This is a genomic window from Phenylobacterium sp. (assembly GCF_030646615.1).
Classification (GTDB): Bacteria; Pseudomonadota; Alphaproteobacteria; order Caulobacterales; family Caulobacteraceae; genus Phenylobacterium.
Map to the genome: position 1 here is coordinate 31,448 of NZ_JAUSLG010000070.1, position 21,292 is coordinate 52,739.

Genomic DNA, 21,292 nt, shown 5'->3' on the forward strand with positions numbered 1-21,292 from the left:
GCCAGAGGCGGCGAGGCGCCAGATTGTCATGCGGCGTCTTCTGCAGCCTCCGGCGGCGCCTCGGCGGCGGCGGGGATCTGCTGCAGGAACCGATCGACCTTGCGGGCCTCCTCGGCCAGGCGGCGGATTTCCGGCGGGGCGTCGTCGGGCGCGTCGTCCACCAGGGCGGCCAGGTGGCGGGATATGGACAGCAGCCGCCGGGTGGAGGCGATCAGCCGGGCCTGGAACTCGATCTTCAGGGGGTCGCGGTCGTATTCGGCGCCCGGCACCCGCCAGCCGCCCCAGTCGTTGGCGTCGGTGACCACCACGGGATAGGTGCCGGGATAGGGATGGTGGGCGCAGTCGTCCGGCTGCTGCCACTTGTTGCGGGCCCGCAGGAGCCGCCAGCTGGGCTCGTCGTCGTTGATGAGATCCTGGGTCGACTGCTCGGGGCGCAGCTCGTGGGCGTGGAAGTCGCGGCCCAGACCGACGTCGTAGGTCACCCGGACGGGCTCGTCGAAGCCGCGGGCCCAGACCGGCACGATCTTTTCGATCACCGCCCAGGCGCCGACGCTTTCGACCCAGACCTTTTGATTACGTTGGAAGACAGCCTTGGCCATACGCATCACCACACAGATTTTCGTCCATAAGACCCTGAAATCCTTGACGCGAGGTCAATCTTTCCACGCCCGCTGCGATGCGTATGGTGGGGGTTCAGGGAAACGCAGACGCCGCGAACCGGCGGGATAGACGGGCATGAATTTCGATTTTTCCGACGACCAGAAGTTTCTGAAGGGCGAGGCGCGCAAGTTCCTCGACGCCCAGTGCCCCACCAGTCGGGTGCGGAAGGTCCTCGACGAGGACGCCAAGGCCTATGACGAGGACCTCTGGAAGGCCGTCGTCGGCCAGGGTTGGCTGGGCGCGGCCATCCCCGAGGAATACAACGGCCTGGGCCTGGGCCGCCTGGAGCTGTGCGTGATCGCCGAGGAGCTCGGCCGCGCCGTCGCCCCGATCCCCTTCGCCTCCACCGTCTACTTCCTGGCCGAGGCGATCATGCTGGCCGGCTCGGAGGAACAGAAGGCCTATCTGTTGCCGCGCATCGCGGCCGGCGAGGTGATCGGCGCCATGGCGGTGTCCGAGGGTCCCGGCGTCACCACCGCCTCAACCCTGCAGGCCACGGTCGAGGGCGGCAAGCTCAATGGCGTCAAGCTGCCGGTGACCGATGGCGACATCGCCACCGTCGCCCTGGTGCTGGCCAAGGAGAATGGCCGGCCGGGCCTGTTCATCGCCGACCTCACCGATCCCTCGGTGACCCGGGACTCGCTCAAGACGCTCGATCCCACCCGGGACGCCGCGCGCCTGACCTTCAAGGATGCCCCGGTCAAGCGCCTCGGCGAGGCCGGTCAGGGCCTGGAACTGCTGGAGCAGATCAATGACCGCGCCGCGGTCCTGCTGGCCTTCGAGCAGTGCGGCGGCGCCGACCGCTGCCTGGAGATGGCCAAGGGCTACGCCCTGGAGCGCTACGCCTTCGGCCGGGTGATCGGCTCCTACCAGGCCATCAAGCACAAGCTGGCCGACATCTACGTCAAGAACGAGCTGGCCCGGTCCAACGCCTATTACGGCGCCTGGGCGCTGAACACCGGCGCGCCGGAGCTGCCCGTGGCCGCCAGCGCCGCGCGGATCGCCGGCTCGGAGGCCTACTGGTTCGCGGCCAAGGAAAACATCCAGACCCACGGGGGCATCGGCTTCACCTGGGAGATGGACTGCCATCTGCACTACCGGCGTTCGCGCCAGCTTTCCCTCGTGGCCGGGGCGCCGCGGGTCTGGAAGGAACGGCTGGTCAGCCAGCTCGAACGCCGCAACGCCGCCGCCTGATAGGGATCAAGATCATGGACTTCAAAGACACCCCCGAAGAGGCCGCCTACCGCCAGCAGGTGCGCGAGTGGCTCACCGCCAATGCGCCCAAGAAGCGCGAGGGCGAACCTGATCCCTTGGGCGAATCCGGCGACGGCCTGGCCGCCTCCAAGGCCTGGCAGGCCAAGAAGGCTGCGGCCGGCTATGCCTGCATCACCTGGCCCAAGGAATGGGGCGGGCAGGGCGGCAATCCGATCCAGCAGGTGATCTTCGGCCAGGAAGAATCGGCCTTCCCGACCCCGGGCAATCCGTTTCAGATCGGCCTGGGCATGTGCGTGCCCACCGTCATGACCTTCGCCGACGAGGAGACCAAGAAGCGGTTCGTCGGCCCGGCCATGCGCGGCGAGGAGATCTGGTGCCAGCTGTTCTCCGAACCCTCGGGCGGGTCCGACGTGGCCGGCGCCCGGACGCGGGCCGAGCGCGCGCCGGACGGCTCGGGCGACTGGATCATCAACGGCCAGAAGGTGTGGACCACCGGGGCCCAGTTCTCCGACTTCGGCATCGTCATCTGCCGCACCAATCCGGACGCGCCCAAGCACAAGGGCATGACCATGTTCTGGATCGACATGAAGGATCCGGGCGTGGAGGTGCGGCCGATCCATCAGATGTCGGGGGGCTCGGGCTTCAACGAGGTGTTCTTCACCGATCTGCGGGTCAAGGACAGCCAGCGCCTGGGGGCGGTGGACGATGGCTGGCGGGTCTCGCTGGTCACCCTGATGAACGAACGGCTGGCCGTGGGCGGCTCATCCGGCGCCGGCTGGAGCGCCTTCATGGAGGCGGCCCGGGAGACGCCGGGCCTCGACGGCGGCGCGGCCATCAAGGACCAGGCCCTGCGGGAAAAGCTGGCCGACTGGTACGTCCAGGCCGAGGGCCTGAAGCACACCCGCAACCGGACCATGACGGCCCTGTCCAAGGGCGAGACGCCTGGCCCGGAAAGCTCCATCGGCAAGATCATCTCGGCGGTGCAGATGCAGGAGCTGGCCAATTCGGCCGTCGAGATGCTGGATCAGTACGGGATCATCAACGATCCGGCGCTGGCGCCCCTGCGGGGGGCCTTCCATGCCTCGCTGATGTCGGCGCCGGGCATGCGGATCGCCGGGGGCACCGACGAGATCCTGCGCAACATCATCGCCGAGCGCGTGCTCGGTCTGCCCGGCGATATCCGGGTGGACAAGGACGTGGCCTTCAAGGACCTGCCCACCGGACGCTAGGTCTTAAGCGCTTAAGGCCAGGGGGCGGACCGGCTCCGTCCCCTGGACCATCTCGCCGTAGAGCCGCATCAGGCCCTGGAAGGTGGCGGCCCAGCCGTGGCGCGTCTCGGCCCGGCGTCGCGCGGCGGCGGACACGGCCTCCAGATCGCGGGCGAACAGAGCCTCGATCGCCTCGGCGAGCGCGCGGGGCGTGGTGCTGTCGGCCCGTTGACCCACCTCTTCGTCGATCAGTTCGCCGACCCCGCCCCGACGGGGCCCAACCACCGGCGTCCCCGACGCCAGGGCTTCCAGGACAGCGAGGCCGAAGGGCTCGTTCTCATTGGCGTGCAGAAAGGCGTCGGCGCTGGCCACAAGGCTCGCCAGGGCGTCGGCGTCGGCCTCATAGTCCAGGGAGATCACCCGGTCGGAGGGGCGGGCATCCTTGCCGGCGCCCACCAGCAACAGGCGGTAGGGATCGCCGAGGCGCTCCACGGCGGCGATCATCGCCTCGATGTTCTTTTCCCGCGCCGGCCGGCCGATGAAGATCAACAGCCGGGTGTTTGCGGCGAGGCCCAGGCGCCGCAGCAGGCTTGCCCGGTCGCCGCGCGCCGGGTGGAAGAGCTCGATGTCGACGCCCAGGGCCTGGACCGACGCGTCGCCGACGCCGGCCTCGGCCAGACGCGCGGCCATGTGGCGGCTGGGGGCGATCACCCGGTCGAAGTGTTTGAAGGTCTCGGCCCATTGGCGGGTCGCCGGCGCCCGGGCCCATTCGCCCAGATGGAGGGCGGCCAGGGCCCCGGCGTCGGTATGGCAGAAGCCGACCACCGGACGGCCCAGCGCCTGCCCCGCCTCGATCGCGGCGAGACCGGGGACAAAGACGTCTCCGGCCTCGATGAGGTCCGGCTCGAGCAGGGCGATCATCTCGGCCCATTTGGTCACGCTGGCCGGCATCCGATAGCCGTCGCCGAAGGGCAGTCGGGCGGCGGCGATGGTCACCAGGCCAGGGCCGGCCTGACCGGTTCGGCGGCCCGGCGCGACAATGGTGTGGGCTATGTCAGGCCGGTTCCGGCGGAGCCAGTCCCGCTTGGCCAGCAGGTAGCGTTTCACCCCGCCGGAGCGAGGCGCATACATCATGGTGGCGTCGACCAGATGGAGGCTGTCAGGGCCCTGCCCAAGACGGGGCAGATCAACCCTCGAACTCAGCCGCGCCTGACCGTCTCCGCTCACCGGGTTATGAAACACAGCCACGCCCTTTCGACCCGCCGTCTGTTCCTTGACGGATCAACGGCGCGCGCGGGTTTTTGATCCGCCGCTCTAGCGCCCCGGAGTTGCGACCTCACCATCTTCGGCGGCCCGCACCAGGGTGATGAACTCGGCCCGGTCGCCGTCGATGTCCTGGCCGCGCGCGCCCTGGGCCAGGGTCTCGATGTCGTCCCAGCTGAAGCCGTCGGCCACCCACGGATCGTTCCGCAGCTTCTGGCCGAAGGCGGCCACGGCGATGGCCCAGCGGGTCGCCTCCGGCGCGCCGGCCAGGCTCGAGGTCCGATCGGCGTTGGTGACCGGGCGGCTCATGAGCTGGGAGTCCGATCCGCCGGGCGCCTTGTAGCGGACCTTGAGATAGGCGAGCTCCGCCCCGCCCGCCGCGCCGCGTGCGCGGGGCTGATAGCGTAACGGATCGCTGGAGGGCCGGGCGCCGACCGGGGTGATCTCATAGAGGGCGGTGACCGAAGCGCCCGAGCCGACCTCGCCGGCGTCCACCTGGTCGTTGTTGAAGTCTTCCCGGTTCAGGAGCCGCGTCTCGTAGCCGATGAGCCGGTATTCGGCGACCATGGCGGGGTTGAACTCCACCTGGATCTTCACGTCGTCGGCGATGGGGAACAGGCTGGCCGGCAGATCGTCGCGGAACAGCCGGCGGGCCTCGGCCAGGGTGTCGATATAGGCCGCCGTGCCGTTGCCGTTCTGGGCCAGGCTCTGCATCATCACGTCATTATAGTTGCCGCGGCCAAAGCCGTAGACCGAGAGATAGACGCCGCTCCGGCGCTTTTCGGTGACGAGATCCTTCATCCGTTCGGGATCGGAAACCCCGACGTTGAAGTCCCCGTCCGTCATCAGGATCACGCGGTTGACCGCCTTGGGGTCGAAGTTCTGGGCGGCCAGGTCATAGGCCAGCGCCAGGCCCTGGCCGCCCGCGGTCGAGCCGCCGGCCTCCAGTACGCCCAGGGCGCAGCGCATCATCAGCTTCTGGTTTCCATCGGTGGGCGCCAGGACCGCGCCCGCCGATCCGGCATAGGCGACCATCGAGACCCGATCCTCCGGGCCGAGCTGGTCGATCAGCACGTTCATCGCCTTCTTGGCCAGCGGCAGGCGATCCTCGCTCCACATGGAGCCGGAGGTGTCGATCAGGAAGACGAGGTTGAGCGGCGGCTGAGCGCTGGCCGCCAACTCATAGCCCTGCAGGCCGATGTGCAGGATTTCCCGCTCCGCCGACCAGGGGGAGGGGGCGAGACTCACGCTGGCGGCGAAGGGCGCCCCGCCCGGACGCGGCGCGGCGTAGCCAAAGTCGAAGTAGTTGATCAGCTCCTCGACCCGGACGGCGTCCGAGGGGGGGCGGGCGCCGTCGTTCAGGAACCGGCGGACATTGGCGTAGCTGGCGGTGTCCACGTCGATCGAGAAGGTCGAGACCGGCTCTTCTGCGGTGCGCTTGACCGGGTTGGGCGTGGCGTTGGGATAGCGCTCGGTGTCGCGCTGGGGGAGTTGGCCCGGCGCCGGCATGACGCGCGAGCCTGTGACGACTAGGCTCTCCATGGCTGGAGGCGCCGGCGGGGGCGCTTCTAAGCGGTGCGGGACCGGCGGCACAGGCAGGGGCGGAATGGCCGGTCGGGACCGGAGCCCGCCGGGCGCCGGCGCAGCCATCGGAACCCCAGCCCGCACGCCGTCTCTGCGCGGCGCAAAGCCCAGGGCCGAGCAGGCCTCCGCGGTCGCAACCCCGTCGCGGACGGTCGGCGCAGCGCCGGCCGAGAATGGCGAGAGCGCCACGAGCCCGGTGAGGCCGAACGTAAAAGCGGAGCGTATCGCGTGCGGCGCCATGTCGAGTTCGATCCTTCGGCTCTGGTTTTCTCGACCTGCAGTCTGCGCTCCGTACTAGGGCAAAAGATAGACGAACATCGTTCGTCGAGGGCGGTCCGCAGACGCGCAATCCCTCGCGTCGGAAAACCTCGGTCTCCTGCTGGGGCGAGCTTGACAGTGGGCCGAGAGGTGCGGCTACTTCCGGATAACTATGGTTAACGAGTTCTGAACCAGGGGAGCCAAGGGCATGGTCCAGCACTCGGACCGACCGCTGCGCGAAAGCGTACGCAAAGGTTTGACGCTCGCCCTGCTCGTGGCCCTGGTCCCGCTCATGGGATGCGAGCCGCGAGGCAAGGCGCAGGGATCGCGGAGCGCGGGCCTGGCCTGCCCGCGACCTCAGGCCTTCCTCACCACCCAGGAGTTCAACGCCCAGGAGCAGCAGCTTCGCGCCCTGCGGCAGCAGGCCTTCGGCGGCGATTTTTTCGCCCAGATCGACCTGGCGCGCCGATACGGCGGCCGGGAGGCGGAGGCCCGCAAGACCTATGACCCGGTGGAGGCGGCCGTCTGGTACGAGCTGGCCCTGGCCAATCCCGACGGCTTTGCGCCGATCGTCACCGCCCGGCAGAACCGGCGCCTGGGCGGCGCGCGGCTGGAGGACTGCCGCGAGGCCGAACGCCTTGGGGCCTTCAACGGCCTGGAGCATCTGCTCGGCCGGATGAGCTCGGGCGAACGGCAGGAGGTGCGCGACCGGGTCATCTATGTGCTGTCCACGCAAGGGCCCGAGGGCTTCCGCACCCTGGCGCGGCTGCCCGATGCGGGCTTCGGTCCCTTCGGCGACCCCTACGAGGCCTCGCCGATCGATCCGCGGGACCTGGAGGGCCGCCGCCTGCCGGCTGCGGCGACCCTGTTCACCCGCAACGACATGGATGTCTATCAATTCAACTATCTCGCAGCCCAGAGCGGCGATGTGGCCGGCTTTGTGATGCTCAAGGACTTCGAGCGGTCCTCGCCCGGCCGGGCCGCCCTGGGATCGGACGCCGAGGCCAAGGCCAAGCGCTGGACGCCGCCCTTCGAATTCTACCCGCCCGAGGCGCCGGAATCCGGCGTGCCCCATTCTGATGAGTCCGCGCCGATGGGCGAGGCCGCGGCCCTGGCGCTTTCACGGCTGGACGAGCTGCCCTTCCTGCATGTGGGCCATGCCCTGGCCTTCCTGCAGGTGATCCCCAAGCCGATCCTCACCAAGGCCGAGTTGAGCGCGACCGAGGCCCAGACCTTCCAGGCGATGCTGGGCCGGCCGATGACCGGGCGGCTTTCGCCCCTGGAGGAGGTCCGCGCCATCCAGTACGCCGCGGTCAGCGGTCAGGCCCGCTCGCAGCTCGCCCTGGCGGTGATGTACGCCGAAGGCGTCGGCGTCCCCCGGGACTATGCGCGGGCCTTCCACTGGTTTTCCCAGGCCGACCGGCAGGGCAGCCCCGAGGCCAAGTACGCCATGTCGACCTTCTTCTCCCTGGGAATGGAAGGGGTGGCCGACCAGGATAAGGCGAGCGCCGTGGTCTATCAGATCGACGGGGCGCTGGCCGGCTTCAAACCCTCAGCCCAAAGGCTGCGCGAGCTCCTGGCCCAGGTCTCCCGCGCGCCGCGAACCTGACAAAGGCCATGACGGTGACCGCACAGACCCCTCGACTCCGCCGGACGGCCGCCCAGGCCGGCGCCTTGGCCGCCGCCCTGGGGCTGGCCCTGCTGGCCGGCCCGGCCCAGGCCTATCCCGACGCCAAGGTGGATGCTCAGATCAGGCCCAACTTCGGCGGGTTGATCACGCCGCCGCTGCGCTCGCCCTACCGCCCGGCGCCCTGGAGCAAGCCCAGCCACAAGCCCCAGCGCCCCCATCGGCCACCGCCCCCCGGCCCCTATCCGCTGACAGGCGGCTATCTCAACAGCCTCAGCATCGACTGCGCCGACCCGAGCCTCGGCCCCTATCCTATCTCCGACGCCCTCTGGGCCCTGGCCGACGGCGGGGTGTTGTTCATCCGCGCCCGGGGCGGGGTCTGCCGCGAGACGGTCTATATTGATCGCCCCGTGACCATCATTGGCGAGGGGACGCCGGCCTTCGCCACAGGACCGGGCAGCCAGCCGGCCAGGCTTTCGGCGCCGGCGGGCGCGCCCTGCATCCGCCTGGCGCCGGGCACGCGGGGGGTCGAGATCCGCGACCTGATCATCGAGTCCGATCAGGGCGGCCGCAGCGCCTGTATCGAGGCCGTCGACGCCGAACTGGCCCTGATCGGTAGCTATGTCCGCTACAGCGGCGAGGCCGCCGCCATCTTCGTCTCCGGTGGCCGGCTGATCGCCCGCCAGACGACCATTGAGGCCCGCACCAACGACGCCGCCATCCTGGCCGACACCGCGACCCTGGACTTCAGCCAGGTCCGCATCGCCGCCGACGTCCGCGGCCTGGACATCACGCCGGCGGCCGGCGAGAGCCGCCTGGTCCAGGTGGGGGTGGTGGCCGAGGGCGGCGCCCTGCCGGGCTCCACCGGGATCACCGTGCGCGGCTTGCGCAGCGGCGGCGGCAGGCTGGTGGTGCGCAACGCCTATGTGGGCGGCTGGATCACCGGCCTCTATGTGGACCGCGGCGCGAAGCTGGAGCTGATCCGCAGCCGGGTCCGCGCCCGGCGGGGGATCATCTCCGACTGGGGCGAGGTGGTGGTGCGGGAGTCCGCGGTCTGGGGGGACGAGTACGGTGGCTATTTCGCCGGCGGCGCGCCGGCGATCGAGCACAACCGGTTTGGGGGGCCGCGGGGCGGGCTGGTCTTCGACAGCCAGGCCCGGCCAAACCTGTCGCCCAACTATCTCTATGCGCCGGAGGGCTGTGATCCCTACAGCCAGACCCAGGGCCTCTACTGCCTGCCGCTGGCGGCTGCGCCGCCGCTGGCCTTCGCCCCACCCGAGACCTATGGCCAGCCGGCCTATGGGAGCCAGGCCTATGGCTGGAGCCACGATGGCTATGACCGCGGCTATCAGGCCGATGGCAGCCCGGTCCCCGTCGCCCCGCCCCCGCCGCCCCGCCGCGGCTTCCTGGGGCGGCCCGCCTACTGAGCCGCCATCAGGCCGCTACTGACCCTCGAAGAAGTCCTCCGGCCCCTCGACCTCGATCAGGCGGCCCTTGCGGATCTCGACAAAGCGGGTGGCGGCCGTGCGGGTGAAATGCCGGTCGTGGGAGACGAACAGGCAGGTGGTCTCAGCCTCTTCCAGCTGACTTTCCAGGGCCTCCTGGCCCTCGATGTCCAGGTGGTTGGTGGGCTCGTCCAGCAGGTAGAGATTGGGTTTGGCGAGCTTCAGCCGCAGGAAGATCAGCCGGGCCCGCTCCCCGTGGCTGAGATCGCCGATCGGGCCGCTGACCCGGGCGTGCGAGAAGCCGGCCTTGGCCAGCAGGGCGTTGGTCTGGGTCTTGGTCGCCGCCTCGGCCCCGGCCACATAGTCGAACAGGCTCATCTTCAGCGGCAGGTCGCGCATGGCCTGGTCGAAATAGACCATGCGGATGGCCGGGTTGAAGCGGATGGGCGCGCTCCCGTCATAGTGGGTCTGGGCCGGGTCATAGGCCTTGGCCAGGGCGTTCAGCAGCATGGACTTGCCCGCGCCGTTGATGCCCAGCACCGCGATGCGGTCGCCCACCGCCACCGCCAGCCGGTCGATCCGATAGAGGGCGCGGCCGTCCGGGGTGGTGACGGTGACGTCGGCCAGCCGCAGGGCCACCTTGGCGTCCATCTCCCCTTCGCCCAGCTCCAGCCGGCGCTCCCGCCCCGTATAGGAGTCCGTGCGCTCGGCTTCGATGCGGGCGATCCGCTTCTCGGTGGCCTTGGCGCGCTTGTGGAACTTGTCGTTCAGCACGCCCCATTGGCGATAGCGGGCGGCCATGGCCTCCAGCCGGTCGATCTCCTTGGCCTCCAGCTTGCGGCGGGTGGCCTCTGCGGCGTCGCGGGCCATCAGTTCGGCGCGGGCGGCGACGAAGGGCAGGGCGAAGCTGTGGGCCCCATCGGCCCGCAGGAAGACGGTGCGGCTGGTGGTCCGCTCCAGGAAGGCGCGGTCGTGGCTGACGATCAGCATCGGCAGCCGGCGCTCGGCGGCCAGCCATCGCTCCAGCCGGTTGATGTTGCCGAGGTCCAGATGGTTGGTGGGTTCGTCGAGGATCAGCAGGTCCGGCTCGGCCAGGCGCACGGCCGAGGCGATCAGGAACAGCCGCCGCCAGCCGCCGCTGAGGGCGGCGAACCGCGTCTCGGCCAACCCGGCGGGGATTTCGAACTCGTCCAGCAGGACATCGATCCGCCAGTCCTCCGATCCGTCCTCGGGCAGGGCGGCAGCCAGCACCTCCCGGGCGGTGAGCTCCAGCAGGTGTTCCGGCGCCTCCTGCGGCACGTAGCCGACCTTCAGGCCCCGGGAGCGGATGATCTTGCCGCTGTTCAGGTCCAGCTCGCCGGTCAGGCACTTGAGCAGGGTGGACTTGCCGGCCCCGTTCTCGCCCACCAGGGCTGTGCGCGCGCCGTCCAGGGCGAAGGTCACGCCCTCGAACACCCGGGTGGCGCCGTAATAGAAGCTGGCGTTCTCCACGCCCAACACCGCCGCCGGTCCTGCCATTTCTGCGCCCCCGGTTCATGTACGCCCAGGCGCACTTAACGGTCCGGAGTCGACCTTGCCCAGCAGAAAGCCTCAGCCCCTATGGGCCAGAGCGATCTGCGCGATCAGAACCACGCCGCCTGGGGCCGACTCGGTGTCCAGCCGCAGTTGCGAGATCCGGCGACGCGTCCAGTCGCCCTCCCCGCGGGCGAGATGGGTCATGTCATAGACCAGCGTGACGGGCGTGGCGGTCTCGGGCGGCCAGGTCTCGACGGGCAGGGCCATATAGGCCGCCGATTCCCCGTGCGTCTCGGTGGCGTAGTAGAGGGCGCCGTCCCAGGGGCCGGCGGCGACGGCGCGCACCATGCGGACCAGGACAAGGTTCGCCGTGGCGCCCGGCAGATCGATACCGGTTGGAGACCTGAGCTTCGGATCCCCCGACTGGCTGATCAGTTCGACCCCGACGCCCGGCTGATGGCGAAGCTCGCCGCCATCGGCGACGAACCCGTGGAGCGAGGCGGCAAAGTCCCAGCTGCGGACCACCTGCAGGCCGGGGCCTTCGAACTGTCGGAGGTCATCGCGCCAGCGGATCTGGTTGGTCCAAGCCTGATCTGGTTGGGGGTCGGCCTTGTCGCAGGCGGCCAGGGCCAGGGCGCCCAATTGTCCTAGGGCGATGCGGCGGGAGATCATGGCGCGGCGCCCTCTCGCTGATAGATTCGCAGGGCGTCGCCGGCATAGGTGACGCGCCAGGGCGGCGGCAGCGGCTCACCGCCGATGGCGACCACCTGACTACGCCCTTCCAGCAGTTCGGGCGGGACGAGCCCTGGCGGGCGAACCAGGATCTGAACCTCGCCCTCATAGGCCATGAAGGCCATGTGACTCGTATTGTGGTCATAGGCGAGGACGGCCGGGAGGCTGTCGGTCGGCGCCGCGCCGCGGGCGACTTGCAGATCCTGCTGGAGGGCGGCTCGGCCCCCGGCGATCTCCTTGCCCACCCAGGCGTCGTCATAGTGGGTGGAGATCAGGCCCAGGGCGACGAAGGTCGCCGCCCAGGCGCGGAACAGGTCCCAGCCCAGCACGAGGGCGAGAGCAAGGAGGCTCACCACGCCGGCGGCCAGGAGCAGATAGGGCGCGGGCGGAACGAAACCCCAGCGGTCCAGATGCGGCAGATAGAAGGCCGAGAGCGCGCCGCTATCCCAGGGGGTGAGCAGGACGCCCAGGCGCCAGGCGACCATAAGGCCGCAAAGTCCCGCCATCGGCAGGGCCGCGAGCAGCAGCCGCCGGGGCAGGCTCGCCTCCCGCCAGAACCCGGCCAGGGGGCCGGCGGCGGCGATCCAGAGCAGGGGAACATAGAACTCGAAATAGCGGCCCCACAGCCGGCCGCTTTCGCCCGGGATGGCCGACGCCTTTACGGCGAAGACCAGGATCATCGCCAGGGCCGCCAGGAAGGCGCCGGCCAGCAGCACGAAGGCGGTCTCGTCCCGCCCCAGGGGCTCGTGGCGGCGCCAGCGTCGGCTCACCGCCAGTCCGCCCGCCAGCAGGGGCGCGCCAGCTAGCATCACGCCCGCCGAGCCTAGAGACAGGAGGGTGATGGCGGCGGTGCGAAGGGGCTGCTCGGGAACCCTTCCGAAATGGTCGCCATAGGCCGAGCCTAGGAAAAAGGTCAGGGCGGATTCCGGGCGGCCGGCCAGGAGTTCGAGCCCGGCTCCGGTCGCCAGGAAGATGGCGACGAACAGGACGAACTGCCCCAGGGCGGCCAGGGGGTGGCGCATGCGGACCGCCGCCAGGGTGATCAGCAGGATCGCCATGGCGGGGAGCATGGTCAGACCATGGGGCTTGATCAGCACCAACAGGGCGCACAGGGCCCCCATCAGCACCGCGTGACCCCAGGGCCGGCTTGTCGCCCAGGCCGCGCTGGCGGTCGCCATCACCGCCAGGGTCAGCACGAAGACGCCCTCGGGCATGGCGGTGACCACAAAGCGGTGAAACGGATAGGCGAAGGCCCCCAGCAGCACCCACCTGGCGACACCGGGCGGTTGGGCCGTCCGCAACGCCCGATGCAGAATCCAGACGCCGCCCACATAGCCGGCCGCCCCGATCAGCCGAAGCCAGGGCAGGAGGTTGTCGGTGAGGGCCTGGGTCAGACGAATGAGCAGGAGGTAGGCGGTGTTGCCCACCGGCTGCAGCGTCGGGTGACGCTCGGGGTGGGCGGCCAGCAGATCGCCATAGAGGGCGCGGATCAGATAGGCGCCCTCGTCGCCGGCATAGAGCGGCCATGGGGTAAGGACGCGATTGAGGTAGAAGAGGCCGACCAGGGCGGCGGCGCCCAGGATGGCGGCGTCCAGGCTCCGCATCGCGGGGCGAGCTCGAAAATCAACTGCCGCCACACCGAACCCCGCGCGAACTCTGCTGGGCAGCCACTCTGGGGCCCCGGGGGCCTTATGGCTCAGGCTCAGGCGCAAAAAAAGACGCCGCCCCCGGTGGAGCGGCGTCCTTGGTCGTCTTGGTGGCGAAAGCCTACTTCTTGAGGGCGTCGCGGACGCCTTCCTTCACATTGCCGACCGTCTTCTGGACCTTGCCTTCGGCTTGGTCGGCATGGCCTTCAGCTTCCAGACGCTCATTGTCGGTCATCTTGCCGACGCCTTCCTTGAGCTTGCCCTTGGCGTCCTTCATGCCGCCTTCCACTTGATCCTTATGCATCGGAATCTCCTAGCTTTTTACGGGGCCGGTGTGGCCGTGTGACTTGCTAGAGGAAAGCCTCGGGCGCGGGTTTGGTTCCCATCGACCTCGCCGGATTCAGGCGGGGTCGAGCCTAATCCGGCCCCCCGCCGTTGCGCCGAAGCGAGGGGGCGTCTATTTCCTGCTCCAATTCCCAAATCGTAATTCAAGGCGGGCGCGGCACCATCCATGGCGCAGCAACATATTTTTCAGATGCAGGGCCTGACCAAGGCCTATCCCGGCAGCAAGAAGGTGTTCGAGAACATCTGGCTGTCCTTCTACGCCGACGCCAAGATCGGGGTGGTGGGGGTCAACGGCTCGGGTAAGTCCACCCTGCTGAAGATCATCGCCGGCATCGACAAGGAGTTCACCGGTGAGGCCCGCGCCGCCGACGGCGTGAAGATGGGCTATCTCGAACAGGAGCCGCACCTGGACGAGAAGCTCGACGTCTGGGGCAATGTGATTTCCTGGTGCGAAGAGAAGAAGATCTTCGACGCCTACAACGCCGTCGCCGCCAAAATGGGCGAGGAATATACCGACGAGCTGATGGAGGAGATGACCGGCCTCCAGGAGAAGCTGGACGCTGGCGATCTGTGGGACATCGACTCCCGCATCGAAATGGCCATGGACGCCCTGCGCTGCCCGCCCAACGACTGGCCGGTGGACAAGCTGTCGGGGGGTGAAAAGCGTCGCGTGGCCCTGGCCCGCCTGCTTTTGTCCAAGCCCGACATGCTGCTGCTGGACGAACCCACGAACCACCTGGACGCCGAAAGCGTCGCCTGGCTGCAGCACCACCTCGAGGCCTTCCCGGGCTGCGTCATCCTGGTGACCCACGACCGCTACTTCCTGGATCAGGTGACCAAGTGGACCCTGGAGCTCGATCGCGGCAAGGGTGTGCCCTACGAGGGCAACTACTCGTCCTGGCTGGAGCAGAAGGCCAAGCGCTCGGCCATCGAGGACCGCGAGAGCGAGAGCCGCAAACGCACCCTGGAGCGCGAGCTGGAATGGGTGCGCTCCTCGCCCAGTGCTCGACGCACCAAGTCCAAGGCCCGCCTTGCGGCCTTCGATGAACTGGTCAACGCCTCGGAGCGTGAGAAGCAGTCCTTCGCTCAGATCCAGATTCCGCCTGGCCCCCGGCTGGGTCAGGTGGTCATCGAGGCCGACAATCTGGAAAAGGCCTATGGGGAGAAGCTGCTCTTCAAGGATCTGACCTTCCGCCTGCCGCCCGGCGGTATTGTCGGTGTGATCGGCCCGAACGGGGCGGGCAAGTCGACCCTGTTCAAGCTCCTCACCAAGCAGGAAGTCCCCGACGCGGGCGACATTCGCCTCGGCGAGACCGTGCAACTGTCCTATGTGGATCAGAGCCGCGACGCCCTCGATCCCAACAAGAATGTCTGGGAGGAGATTTCCGGCGGCCTCGACATCATGAAGGTCGGCGCCCGCGAGATCATCAGCCGCGCCTATGTGGGCTCGTTCAACTTCAAGGGCGCAGACCAGCAGAAGAAGGTCGGCCTGCTGTCGGGCGGTGAGCGCAACCGCGTCCACCTGGCCAAGACCCTGGCCTCGGGCGGCAATGTCATCCTGCTCGATGAGCCCACCAACGACCTGGACGTGGAAACCCTGCAGGCCCTGGAAAGCGCGCTCGAGGACTTCCCCGGCTGCGCCGTGGTCATCAGCCACGACCGCTGGTTCCTCGACCGCCTCTGCACCCACATCCTCGCCTTCGAGGGCGACAGCCATGTGGAGTGGTTCGAGGGCAATTTCGACGCCTATGAGGAAGACAAGAAGCGTCGCCTGGGCACCGACAGCCTCATCCCCCACCGGCTCAAGTTCCAGAAGTTCAGCCGTTAAAAAACAGGGCCGGAGGGAAAGCTGCGCTGCGGAACCTCCGGCCATCCAACCTGTTCTCCGCGGGACACTCCAACCCCGAAAAGGAGAACGCCATGGCGAGCCCTCGTATCGAAGGCGCCAAGGTGGCCGTGCTGGCCACCCACGGCTTTGAACAGTCTGAACTGGAACAGCCGGTCGCGGCCCTGACCGCGGCGGGCGCCACTGTCCATGTGATCGCCCCCAAGGGGCCGGAGATCCAGGGCTGGGAGCATCACGACAAGGGGCGCACAACCGCCGTCGATGTGGAACTGGCCAAGGCCAAGGCCGGCGAGTACGACGCCCTGGTGCTGCCGGGCGGCGTGATCAACCCCGACGCCCTGCGCCTGGAGAAGAAGGCCATCGCCTTCATCGGCGAGTTCGTGAAGGCCGGGAAGCCGATCGGCGCCATCTGCCACGGCCCCTGGACCCTGATCGACGCCGGTGGGGTCGAGGGCAAGACCATGACCTCCTGGCCGTCGCTTGAAACCGACCTGAAGAACGCCGGCGCCAAGTGGGTCGACAAGGAGGTGGTGGTGGACCAGGGCCTGGTCACCTCGCGCAAGCCCGACGACATCCCAGCCTTCTGCAAGAAGCTGATCGAGGAGATCGCCGAGGGCCGCCACGCCGCGGCGGCCTGAGTCCAGCCTGATCCCGGCCAGCGGCCGCCCTGGCCAGAGGGGCGCCGCCACGGCTATAGGGCGGGGAGCAAGCCTGGAGCATCGCCCATGTCCGCCTCCCCGCCCGTCGTCCTTCTCTCCCACGTCATGCTGGCGCCCATGCAGGCGGGCCTAGAGGCCAAGGGCTATCGGGTGGTCCGGCGGTGGGATCTGGCCGACAGCGACCGCGGCGAGGTCGTAGCCATCGCCCATGCCGGCGAGGTGGTGCTGGAGCCCGAATTCCTGACCAGCCTGCCCAGGCTCGCCCTGATCGCCTGCATCAGCGTCGGCTATGACGGCGTGGACGCGCCCTGGTGCCGGGCGCGGGGGATCGAGGTGACCCACGCTGACGGGCTCAACGCCGAGGACGTGGCCGACCATGCGGTCGGCCTGCTGATCGCGTCCTGGCGCAATATCGTCGAGGGCGACCGCCATGTGCGCGAAGGCCGCTGGGCGCCCGACGACCGGCTGGGCGCGCGGCCAGCGCTCAAGGGCCGCAAGGTTGGCGTGGTCGGCATGGGCCATATCGGCCAGGCCTGCGCCACCCGGGTCGAGGCGTTCGGTCTGGAGGTCGCCTGGTGGGGGCCCAACCCCAAGCCGGACCTCGCCTGGCCCCGGGCCGAAAGCCTGCTGGCCCTGGCTGAAGCCTGCGACATCCTGATCATCGCCTGCCGCGCCGACGCCTCCAACCGCAATCTGATCTCGCAGGACGTGATCGAGGCCCTGGGGCCGCGGGGCCTGCTGGTCAACGTGGCCCGCGGCTCGGTGGTCGACGAGGACGCCCTGATCGCGGCCCTGAAGGACAAGCGCCTGGGGCGTGCGGCCCTGGACGTCTTCTGGCAGGAACCGACCCCGGCCGCCCGCTGGGCCGATGTGCCCAACATCGTGCTCTCGCCCCATTCGGCGGGCGGCACGCTGGAATCAATCCCGAAGATGATCGGCCAGGCCCAGGAAAACCTGCGCCGCCATTTCGCCGGGGAGCCGCTGCTCAGCCCCGTGCCGTGACCCTCGCCACGTCGGCCGGCTGACATTCCCGTGAGTTGCGCCCGCCGCGTGAACTCACCGCCGCCATGGGCATTTCGAAGGACCCTTTGCTTGAAGGTTTTTTTCGATGACCGCCTCCGCCGCGCCCTTGTCTCCTCCGTCGACGGACGCGTTCACCGAACTTTGCCAGCTTTATGATGTCCTGTTGACCGAGGAGGCGCCTGCGCTCTCGGACGCCGCGCGAACAGACCTGCGCGCCTTCGCCCGGTTGTTCGACATGGCGATGGAAGAGGCCGGTGAGGCCGAGGTGTGGGCGGCCGTCCGCCGCCGCCTCGAAGAGGACCTGACGCCGGCTCTACAGGCGCCCGCCGAATGGGTCTATGAGGAGCAGAAGCAGGCCGCCTGACCTTCAGCTCAGGCTTGACATAATCACATAAGGATATCTTTATGTGATCCATGGCGCTTTCCACTGTTCAGGTTGTCGATGTCTTGCGCGCGGCGGGAGAACCCACGCGGCTACGCATCCTTGCGCTGCTGGCTCATGAAGAGCTGGCGGTGCTGGAGATCTGCCGCGTCCTGGACCAGAGCCAGCCCCGGGTCTCCCGACATCTCAAGCTCCTGGCCGAGGCCGGGCTGGTGGAGCGTTTTCCCGATGGCGCCTGGGTCTTCTATCGCCTGGTGACGTCGGGCGAGGCCCGCCGACTGGTGGACGAGGTGCTCGACGTCATCGAACCGGCGGATGCGACCCTGGCCCGGGACGCCGAGCGCCTGCGCACCGTCCAGGCTGAACGCGAAACCGAGGCCGGCGCCTATTTCGCCCGCAACGCCGCCCGCTGGGACGAGATCCGCGCCCTCTATGTGGCCGATGAGGCCGTTGAGGCGGCGATCCGTGCGGCCGCCGGCCCCGGCCCCTTCCGCCGCCTGGTTGACCTGGGCTCGGGCACTGGCCGCATGCTGACCCTGCTGGGGCCTCAGGCCGATCAGGCGCTGGGCCTGGATCTCTCGCAGCAGATGCTCAACATCGCCCGCAGCCATGTGGGCAAGGCGGGCCTGGATCACTGTGAGCTGCGTCACGGAGACATCTTTGGCACCCGTCTGCCGGGCGAGAGCGCCGATCTCGTCGTGGTCCATCAGGTGCTGCACTATCTCAACGAGCCCGCCGTCGCCGTACGCGAGGCCGGACGACTGGTGGAGCCGGGCGGTCGCCTGCTGATCATCGACTTCGCCCCCCACGGGCTGGAACATCTCCGGAACGAACATCAGCATCGCCGGCTGGGCTTTTCCGACGCCGAGATGGAACGCTGGCTGGAAGACGCCGGCCTTGGCCAGATCCAGGCCAGCGCCCTGCCGCCGACCCAGGCCGCCGGCCTGACCATCAAGATCTGGAGCGCCGAGCGCGCGCCGCTCCGCAAAAGGACCGCCGCATGACCTTTGTGCCACCCAACGCCCTGGGCCCCGTGGCCCGCGCCGGCGCCGGCGTCGGCAAGCGCCCCTCGGTGTCCTTCGAATTCTCGCCGCCCAAGGGGCCCAAGAGCGAGGCGAGCCTCTGGGAGGCGATCCGCCGCCTGGAGCCGCTGAACCCGACCTTCGTTTCGGTGACCTATGGCGCCGGGGGCTCCACCCGCGACCGCACCCATCGCACGGTGGTGCGGATGCTGCAGGAAACCACCCTCAAGCCCGCCGCCCACCTGACCTGCGTCGAGGCCAGCCGCGAGGAGGTGGACGAGGTCATCCGCGACTATTGGGACGCCGGCATCCGCCACATCGTCGCCCTGCGCGGCGATCCGCCCGGTTCGCTCGGCGGCGCCTACACGCCCCGGCCCGACGGCTATCAGAACGCCACGGAGCTGACCGCGGGGATCCGGGCCATCGCGCCCTTCGATGTCAGCGTCGGTCTCTATCCGCAGGTCCATCCGGAAAGCCCGTCGGTGGACCACGACATCGATGTGCTGAAGGCCAAGATCGACGCCGGGGCCACCCGGGCGATTACCAACTTCTTCTTCGATATCGACGGCTATATGCGGTTCATCGACAAGGTGCGGAAGGCCGGCGTGACCATCCCGATCCTGCCGGGCATCATGCCGGTCTCCAGCTTCGAGGGGCTCTCCAACATGTCGCGGCGGGTGGGCGTGACCGTCCCCGGCTGGCTGTCCAACCTGTTCGAAGGCCTCGATGAGGACCCTGAGACCCGCAAGCTGGTGGCGGCGTCCGTCGCCGCGGAGATGTGCGCCCGCCTGGCGGAGGAGGGGTTCTCCGACTTCCACTTCTACACGCTCAATCGGGCCGACCTGGTCTACGCCATCTGCCGCGTCCTCGGCATACGCGAGACTGGCCCTTCGCCCACCGAGGCCGCCGCATGAACCTTAAAAGCCTGATCCTCGGCGCCGCGGGCGCCCTTCTGGTCGCCGGCGGCGCCCAGGCCCAACTGCCGCCCGGCTGGAGCGCGCCGGGCGAGCCGCTGCATATCGCGGGCAACCTCTACTATGTGGGCACCGAGACCATCGCGGTCTATCTGGTCACCACGCCGGAGGGCCACATCCTGGTGGATGGCGCCATGCCCACCAGCGCGCCCCTGGTTCTGGCCTCGATCCGCGAGCTCGGCTTCGATCCTGCCGACGTGAAGGTGATCCTCAACACCCACGCCCATTTCGACCACACCGGCGGCCTGGCCGACCTGAAGGCCGCCACCGGCGCGACGCTCGCCGCCAGCGAAGGCGACCGCGGCGCGCTGGAAAGCGGGACCTATGTGGGATCGGAGGAGGTGGCGATGTTCGCCTTCAAGCCCGTGGCCGTGGACCGGGTGCTCAAGGACGGCGACAAGGTTGAGCTGGGCGGCGTGGCGCTCACTGCAAACCTGACGCCGGGCCATTCGCCGGGCTGCACCACCTGGACCTTCCCCTTGGAGGTGGACGGCCAGACCCGCCAGGCCATGATCTATTGCTCCACCTCGGTGGCGGCCAATCGCCTCGTCTCGGCCGACAAGGGGCCGCAGTATCCCGGCATCGTCGCTGAATACGAGCAGACCTTCGCCCGGCTGAAGACCATGACCGCAGACGTCTTCCTGGCCCCGCACGCCGAACAGTTCGGCCTGGCGGGGAAACGCGCGGCGATGAAGGATGGGGCGCCCAGCCCGTTCGTCGATCCCACCGAACTGCAGAAGGTGGTCGCCGATAGCGAGGCGGCCTTCCGCACGCAGCTGGCCAAACAACAAGAGGCGGCCCAATGAGCCACGTCCATCCCGGCCGCGCCCAGCGCATCGAAGCCCTCAAGGCCGCCGCCAAGCAACGCATCCTGATCCTGGACGGCGCCTGGGGCGTGATGATCCAGAAGCGCAAGCTGGCGGAGGCCGACTATCGCGGGGACCGGTTCAAGGACCACCCCGTCGACATGAAGGGCAATAACGACATCCTCTGCCTGACCCGGCCCGACATCATCGCCGAGCTGCATGAGGCCTATTACGCCGCCGGCGCCGATATCTCCGAGACCAACACCTTTTCGGCCACGACGATCGCCCAGGCCGACTACGAGGCGGGGGAGGCGGTCTATGACATCAACTTCCAGGGTGCGAAGATCGCCCGCGAGGTGGCCGACCGCTGGACGAAGAACGAGCCGGACAAGCCGCGCTTCGTGGCGGGCTCAGTGGGACCGCTGAACCGCATGCTGTCCATGTCCTCGGACGTGAACGATCCGGGCGCGCGCACCGTGACCTTCGATCAGGTCTACCAGGCCTATCGCCAGCAGATGATCGCCCTGCACGATGGGGGCGTGGACCTGTTCCTGATCGAGACCATCACCGACACGCTGAACTGCAAGGCGGCCATCAAGGCCATCCTCGACCTTGAGGACGAGGGCTATGAGCCCCTGCCCATCTGGATCTCCGGCACCATCACCGACCGCTCGGGGCGCACCCTGTCGGGCCAGACGGTGGAGGCCTTCTGGAATTCGGTGCGCCACGCCAAGCCCTTCGCCATCGGCCTGAACTGCGCGCTCGGCGCCGACCTGATGCGGCCGCACATCGCCGAGCTGGCGCGGATCGCCGACACGCTCGTCTCGGCCTATCCCAATGCCGGCCTGCCCAACGCCATGGGCGAGTATGACGAGAGCCCCGACCAGACCGGCCACCAGCTGCACGAATGGGCTGCGAGCGGCCTGGTCAACATCCTGGGCGGCTGCTGCGGCACCACGCCGGACCACATTCGGCACGTGGCCGACGAGGTCCGCGGCATGACCCCGCGCCAGCCGCCGGAGCGCGCCACCGCCCTGCGCCTGGCCGGGCTGGAGCCGTTCGAGCTGGCCTGACCCCTTGGC

19 protein-coding genes are annotated in these 21,292 nt (G+C 68.8%); 12 read left to right on the forward strand and 7 right to left on the reverse strand.

Annotated elements, in window-relative coordinates; genetic code table 11:
• Nucleotides 1-26: 26 nt before the first annotated feature.
• The gene (locus tag Q7S93_RS12265; protein WP_304714185.1) at nt 27-599 is read right to left on the reverse strand and encodes a hypothetical protein; all 573 of its coding nucleotides are present in this window, start codon (nt 597-599) and stop codon (nt 27-29) included.
• A gap of 136 nt (nt 600-735) precedes the next feature.
• Between Q7S93_RS12265 and Q7S93_RS12270 the strand changes: the two genes are divergently transcribed.
• Both Q7S93_RS12270 and Q7S93_RS12275 read left to right on the forward strand, forming a co-directional pair.
• The gene (locus Q7S93_RS12270; protein WP_304714186.1) at nt 736-1,854 is read left to right on the forward strand and encodes an acyl-CoA dehydrogenase family protein; all 1,119 of its coding nucleotides are present in this window, start codon (nt 736-738) and stop codon (nt 1,852-1,854) included.
• A gap of 14 nt (nt 1,855-1,868) precedes the next feature.
• Entirely contained in the window at nt 1,869-3,104 is a 1,236-nt protein-coding gene (locus Q7S93_RS12275; protein WP_304714187.1) for an acyl-CoA dehydrogenase family protein, read from the forward strand.
• A 3-nt stretch (nt 3,105-3,107) separates the two neighbouring features.
• Here the strand turns inward: Q7S93_RS12275 and Q7S93_RS12280 are convergent, their stop codons facing one another.
• A complete protein-coding gene (locus tag Q7S93_RS12280; protein ID WP_304714188.1) occupies nt 3,108-4,217 on the reverse strand; it encodes a glycosyltransferase in 1,110 nt (369 codons plus the stop codon).
• 180 nt (nt 4,218-4,397) lie between these two features.
• A complete protein-coding gene (locus Q7S93_RS12285) occupies nt 4,398-5,888 on the reverse strand; it encodes a vWA domain-containing protein (protein ID WP_304714189.1) in 1,491 nt (496 codons plus the stop codon).
• A gap of 508 nt (nt 5,889-6,396) precedes the next feature.
• Between Q7S93_RS12285 and Q7S93_RS12290 the strand changes: the two genes are divergently transcribed.
• Nucleotides 6,397-7,797, forward strand: coding sequence for a tetratricopeptide repeat protein (locus Q7S93_RS12290; protein WP_304714190.1), 1,401 nt, complete (start codon nt 6,397-6,399; stop codon nt 7,795-7,797).
• A gap of 14 nt (nt 7,798-7,811) precedes the next feature.
• On the forward strand, nt 7,812-9,242 hold the full coding sequence (locus Q7S93_RS12295; RefSeq protein WP_304714191.1) for a hypothetical protein: 1,431 nt from the start codon (nt 7,812-7,814) through the stop codon (nt 9,240-9,242).
• 15 nt (nt 9,243-9,257) lie between these two features.
• On the opposite strand, the gene Q7S93_RS12300 is transcribed toward Q7S93_RS12295, so the two are convergent.
• The 4 genes from Q7S93_RS12300 to Q7S93_RS12315 all read right to left on the reverse strand — a co-directional run bounded on the left by Q7S93_RS12300 (nt 9,258) and on the right by Q7S93_RS12315 (nt 13,457).
• Nucleotides 9,258-10,778, reverse strand: a complete 1,521-nt coding sequence (locus tag Q7S93_RS12300) for an ABC-F family ATP-binding cassette domain-containing protein (RefSeq protein WP_304714192.1) — start codon at nt 10,776-10,778, stop codon at nt 9,258-9,260.
• 72 nt (nt 10,779-10,850) lie between these two features.
• Nucleotides 10,851-11,447, reverse strand: a complete 597-nt coding sequence (locus Q7S93_RS12305) for a hypothetical protein (RefSeq protein ID WP_304714193.1) — start codon at nt 11,445-11,447, stop codon at nt 10,851-10,853.
• The gene (locus tag Q7S93_RS12310) at nt 11,444-13,111 is read right to left on the reverse strand and encodes a hypothetical protein (RefSeq protein ID WP_304714194.1); all 1,668 of its coding nucleotides are present in this window, start codon (nt 13,109-13,111) and stop codon (nt 11,444-11,446) included. The genes Q7S93_RS12305 and Q7S93_RS12310 overlap by 4 nt, the downstream gene beginning before the upstream one ends.
• Before the next feature lie 163 nt (nt 13,112-13,274).
• Entirely contained in the window at nt 13,275-13,457 is a 183-nt protein-coding gene (locus Q7S93_RS12315; protein WP_304714195.1) for a CsbD family protein, read from the reverse strand.
• 207 nt (nt 13,458-13,664) lie between these two features.
• On the opposite strand from Q7S93_RS12315, the gene ettA reads away from it, so the two are divergent.
• The 8 genes from ettA (at nt 13,665) to Q7S93_RS12355 (ending at nt 21,283) form a co-directional block, all read left to right on the forward strand.
• A complete protein-coding gene (ettA, locus tag Q7S93_RS12320) occupies nt 13,665-15,326 on the forward strand; it encodes an energy-dependent translational throttle protein EttA (RefSeq protein ID WP_304714196.1) in 1,662 nt (553 codons plus the stop codon).
• Nucleotides 15,327-15,418: 92 nt separating this feature from the next.
• Entirely contained in the window at nt 15,419-15,982 is a 564-nt protein-coding gene (locus tag Q7S93_RS12325) for a type 1 glutamine amidotransferase domain-containing protein (protein ID WP_304714197.1), read from the forward strand.
• An 87-nt stretch (nt 15,983-16,069) separates the two neighbouring features.
• The gene (locus Q7S93_RS12330; RefSeq protein WP_304714198.1) at nt 16,070-17,005 is read left to right on the forward strand and encodes a 2-hydroxyacid dehydrogenase; all 936 of its coding nucleotides are present in this window, start codon (nt 16,070-16,072) and stop codon (nt 17,003-17,005) included.
• Between the two features lie 184 nt (nt 17,006-17,189).
• Entirely contained in the window at nt 17,190-17,390 is a 201-nt protein-coding gene (locus Q7S93_RS12335; RefSeq protein WP_304714199.1) for a hypothetical protein, read from the forward strand.
• A 50-nt stretch (nt 17,391-17,440) separates the two neighbouring features.
• Complete coding sequence (locus tag Q7S93_RS12340; protein ID WP_304714200.1) at nt 17,441-18,412, forward strand: ArsR/SmtB family transcription factor; 972 nt, start codon at nt 17,441-17,443, stop codon at nt 18,410-18,412.
• Complete coding sequence (gene metF / locus Q7S93_RS12345) at nt 18,409-19,344, forward strand: methylenetetrahydrofolate reductase [NAD(P)H] (protein WP_304714201.1); 936 nt, start codon at nt 18,409-18,411, stop codon at nt 19,342-19,344. The genes Q7S93_RS12340 and metF overlap by 4 nt, the downstream gene beginning before the upstream one ends.
• The gene (bla, locus tag Q7S93_RS12350) at nt 19,341-20,210 is read left to right on the forward strand and encodes a subclass B3 metallo-beta-lactamase (protein ID WP_304714202.1); all 870 of its coding nucleotides are present in this window, start codon (nt 19,341-19,343) and stop codon (nt 20,208-20,210) included. Before metF ends, bla begins: the two co-directional genes overlap by 4 nt.
• Nucleotides 20,207-21,283 (forward strand): homocysteine S-methyltransferase family protein, encoded by a 1,077-nt coding sequence (locus Q7S93_RS12355; protein ID WP_304714203.1) that lies wholly within the window; start codon nt 20,207-20,209, stop codon nt 21,281-21,283. Before bla ends, Q7S93_RS12355 begins: the two co-directional genes overlap by 4 nt.
• Nucleotides 21,284-21,292: the final 9 nt, after the last annotated feature.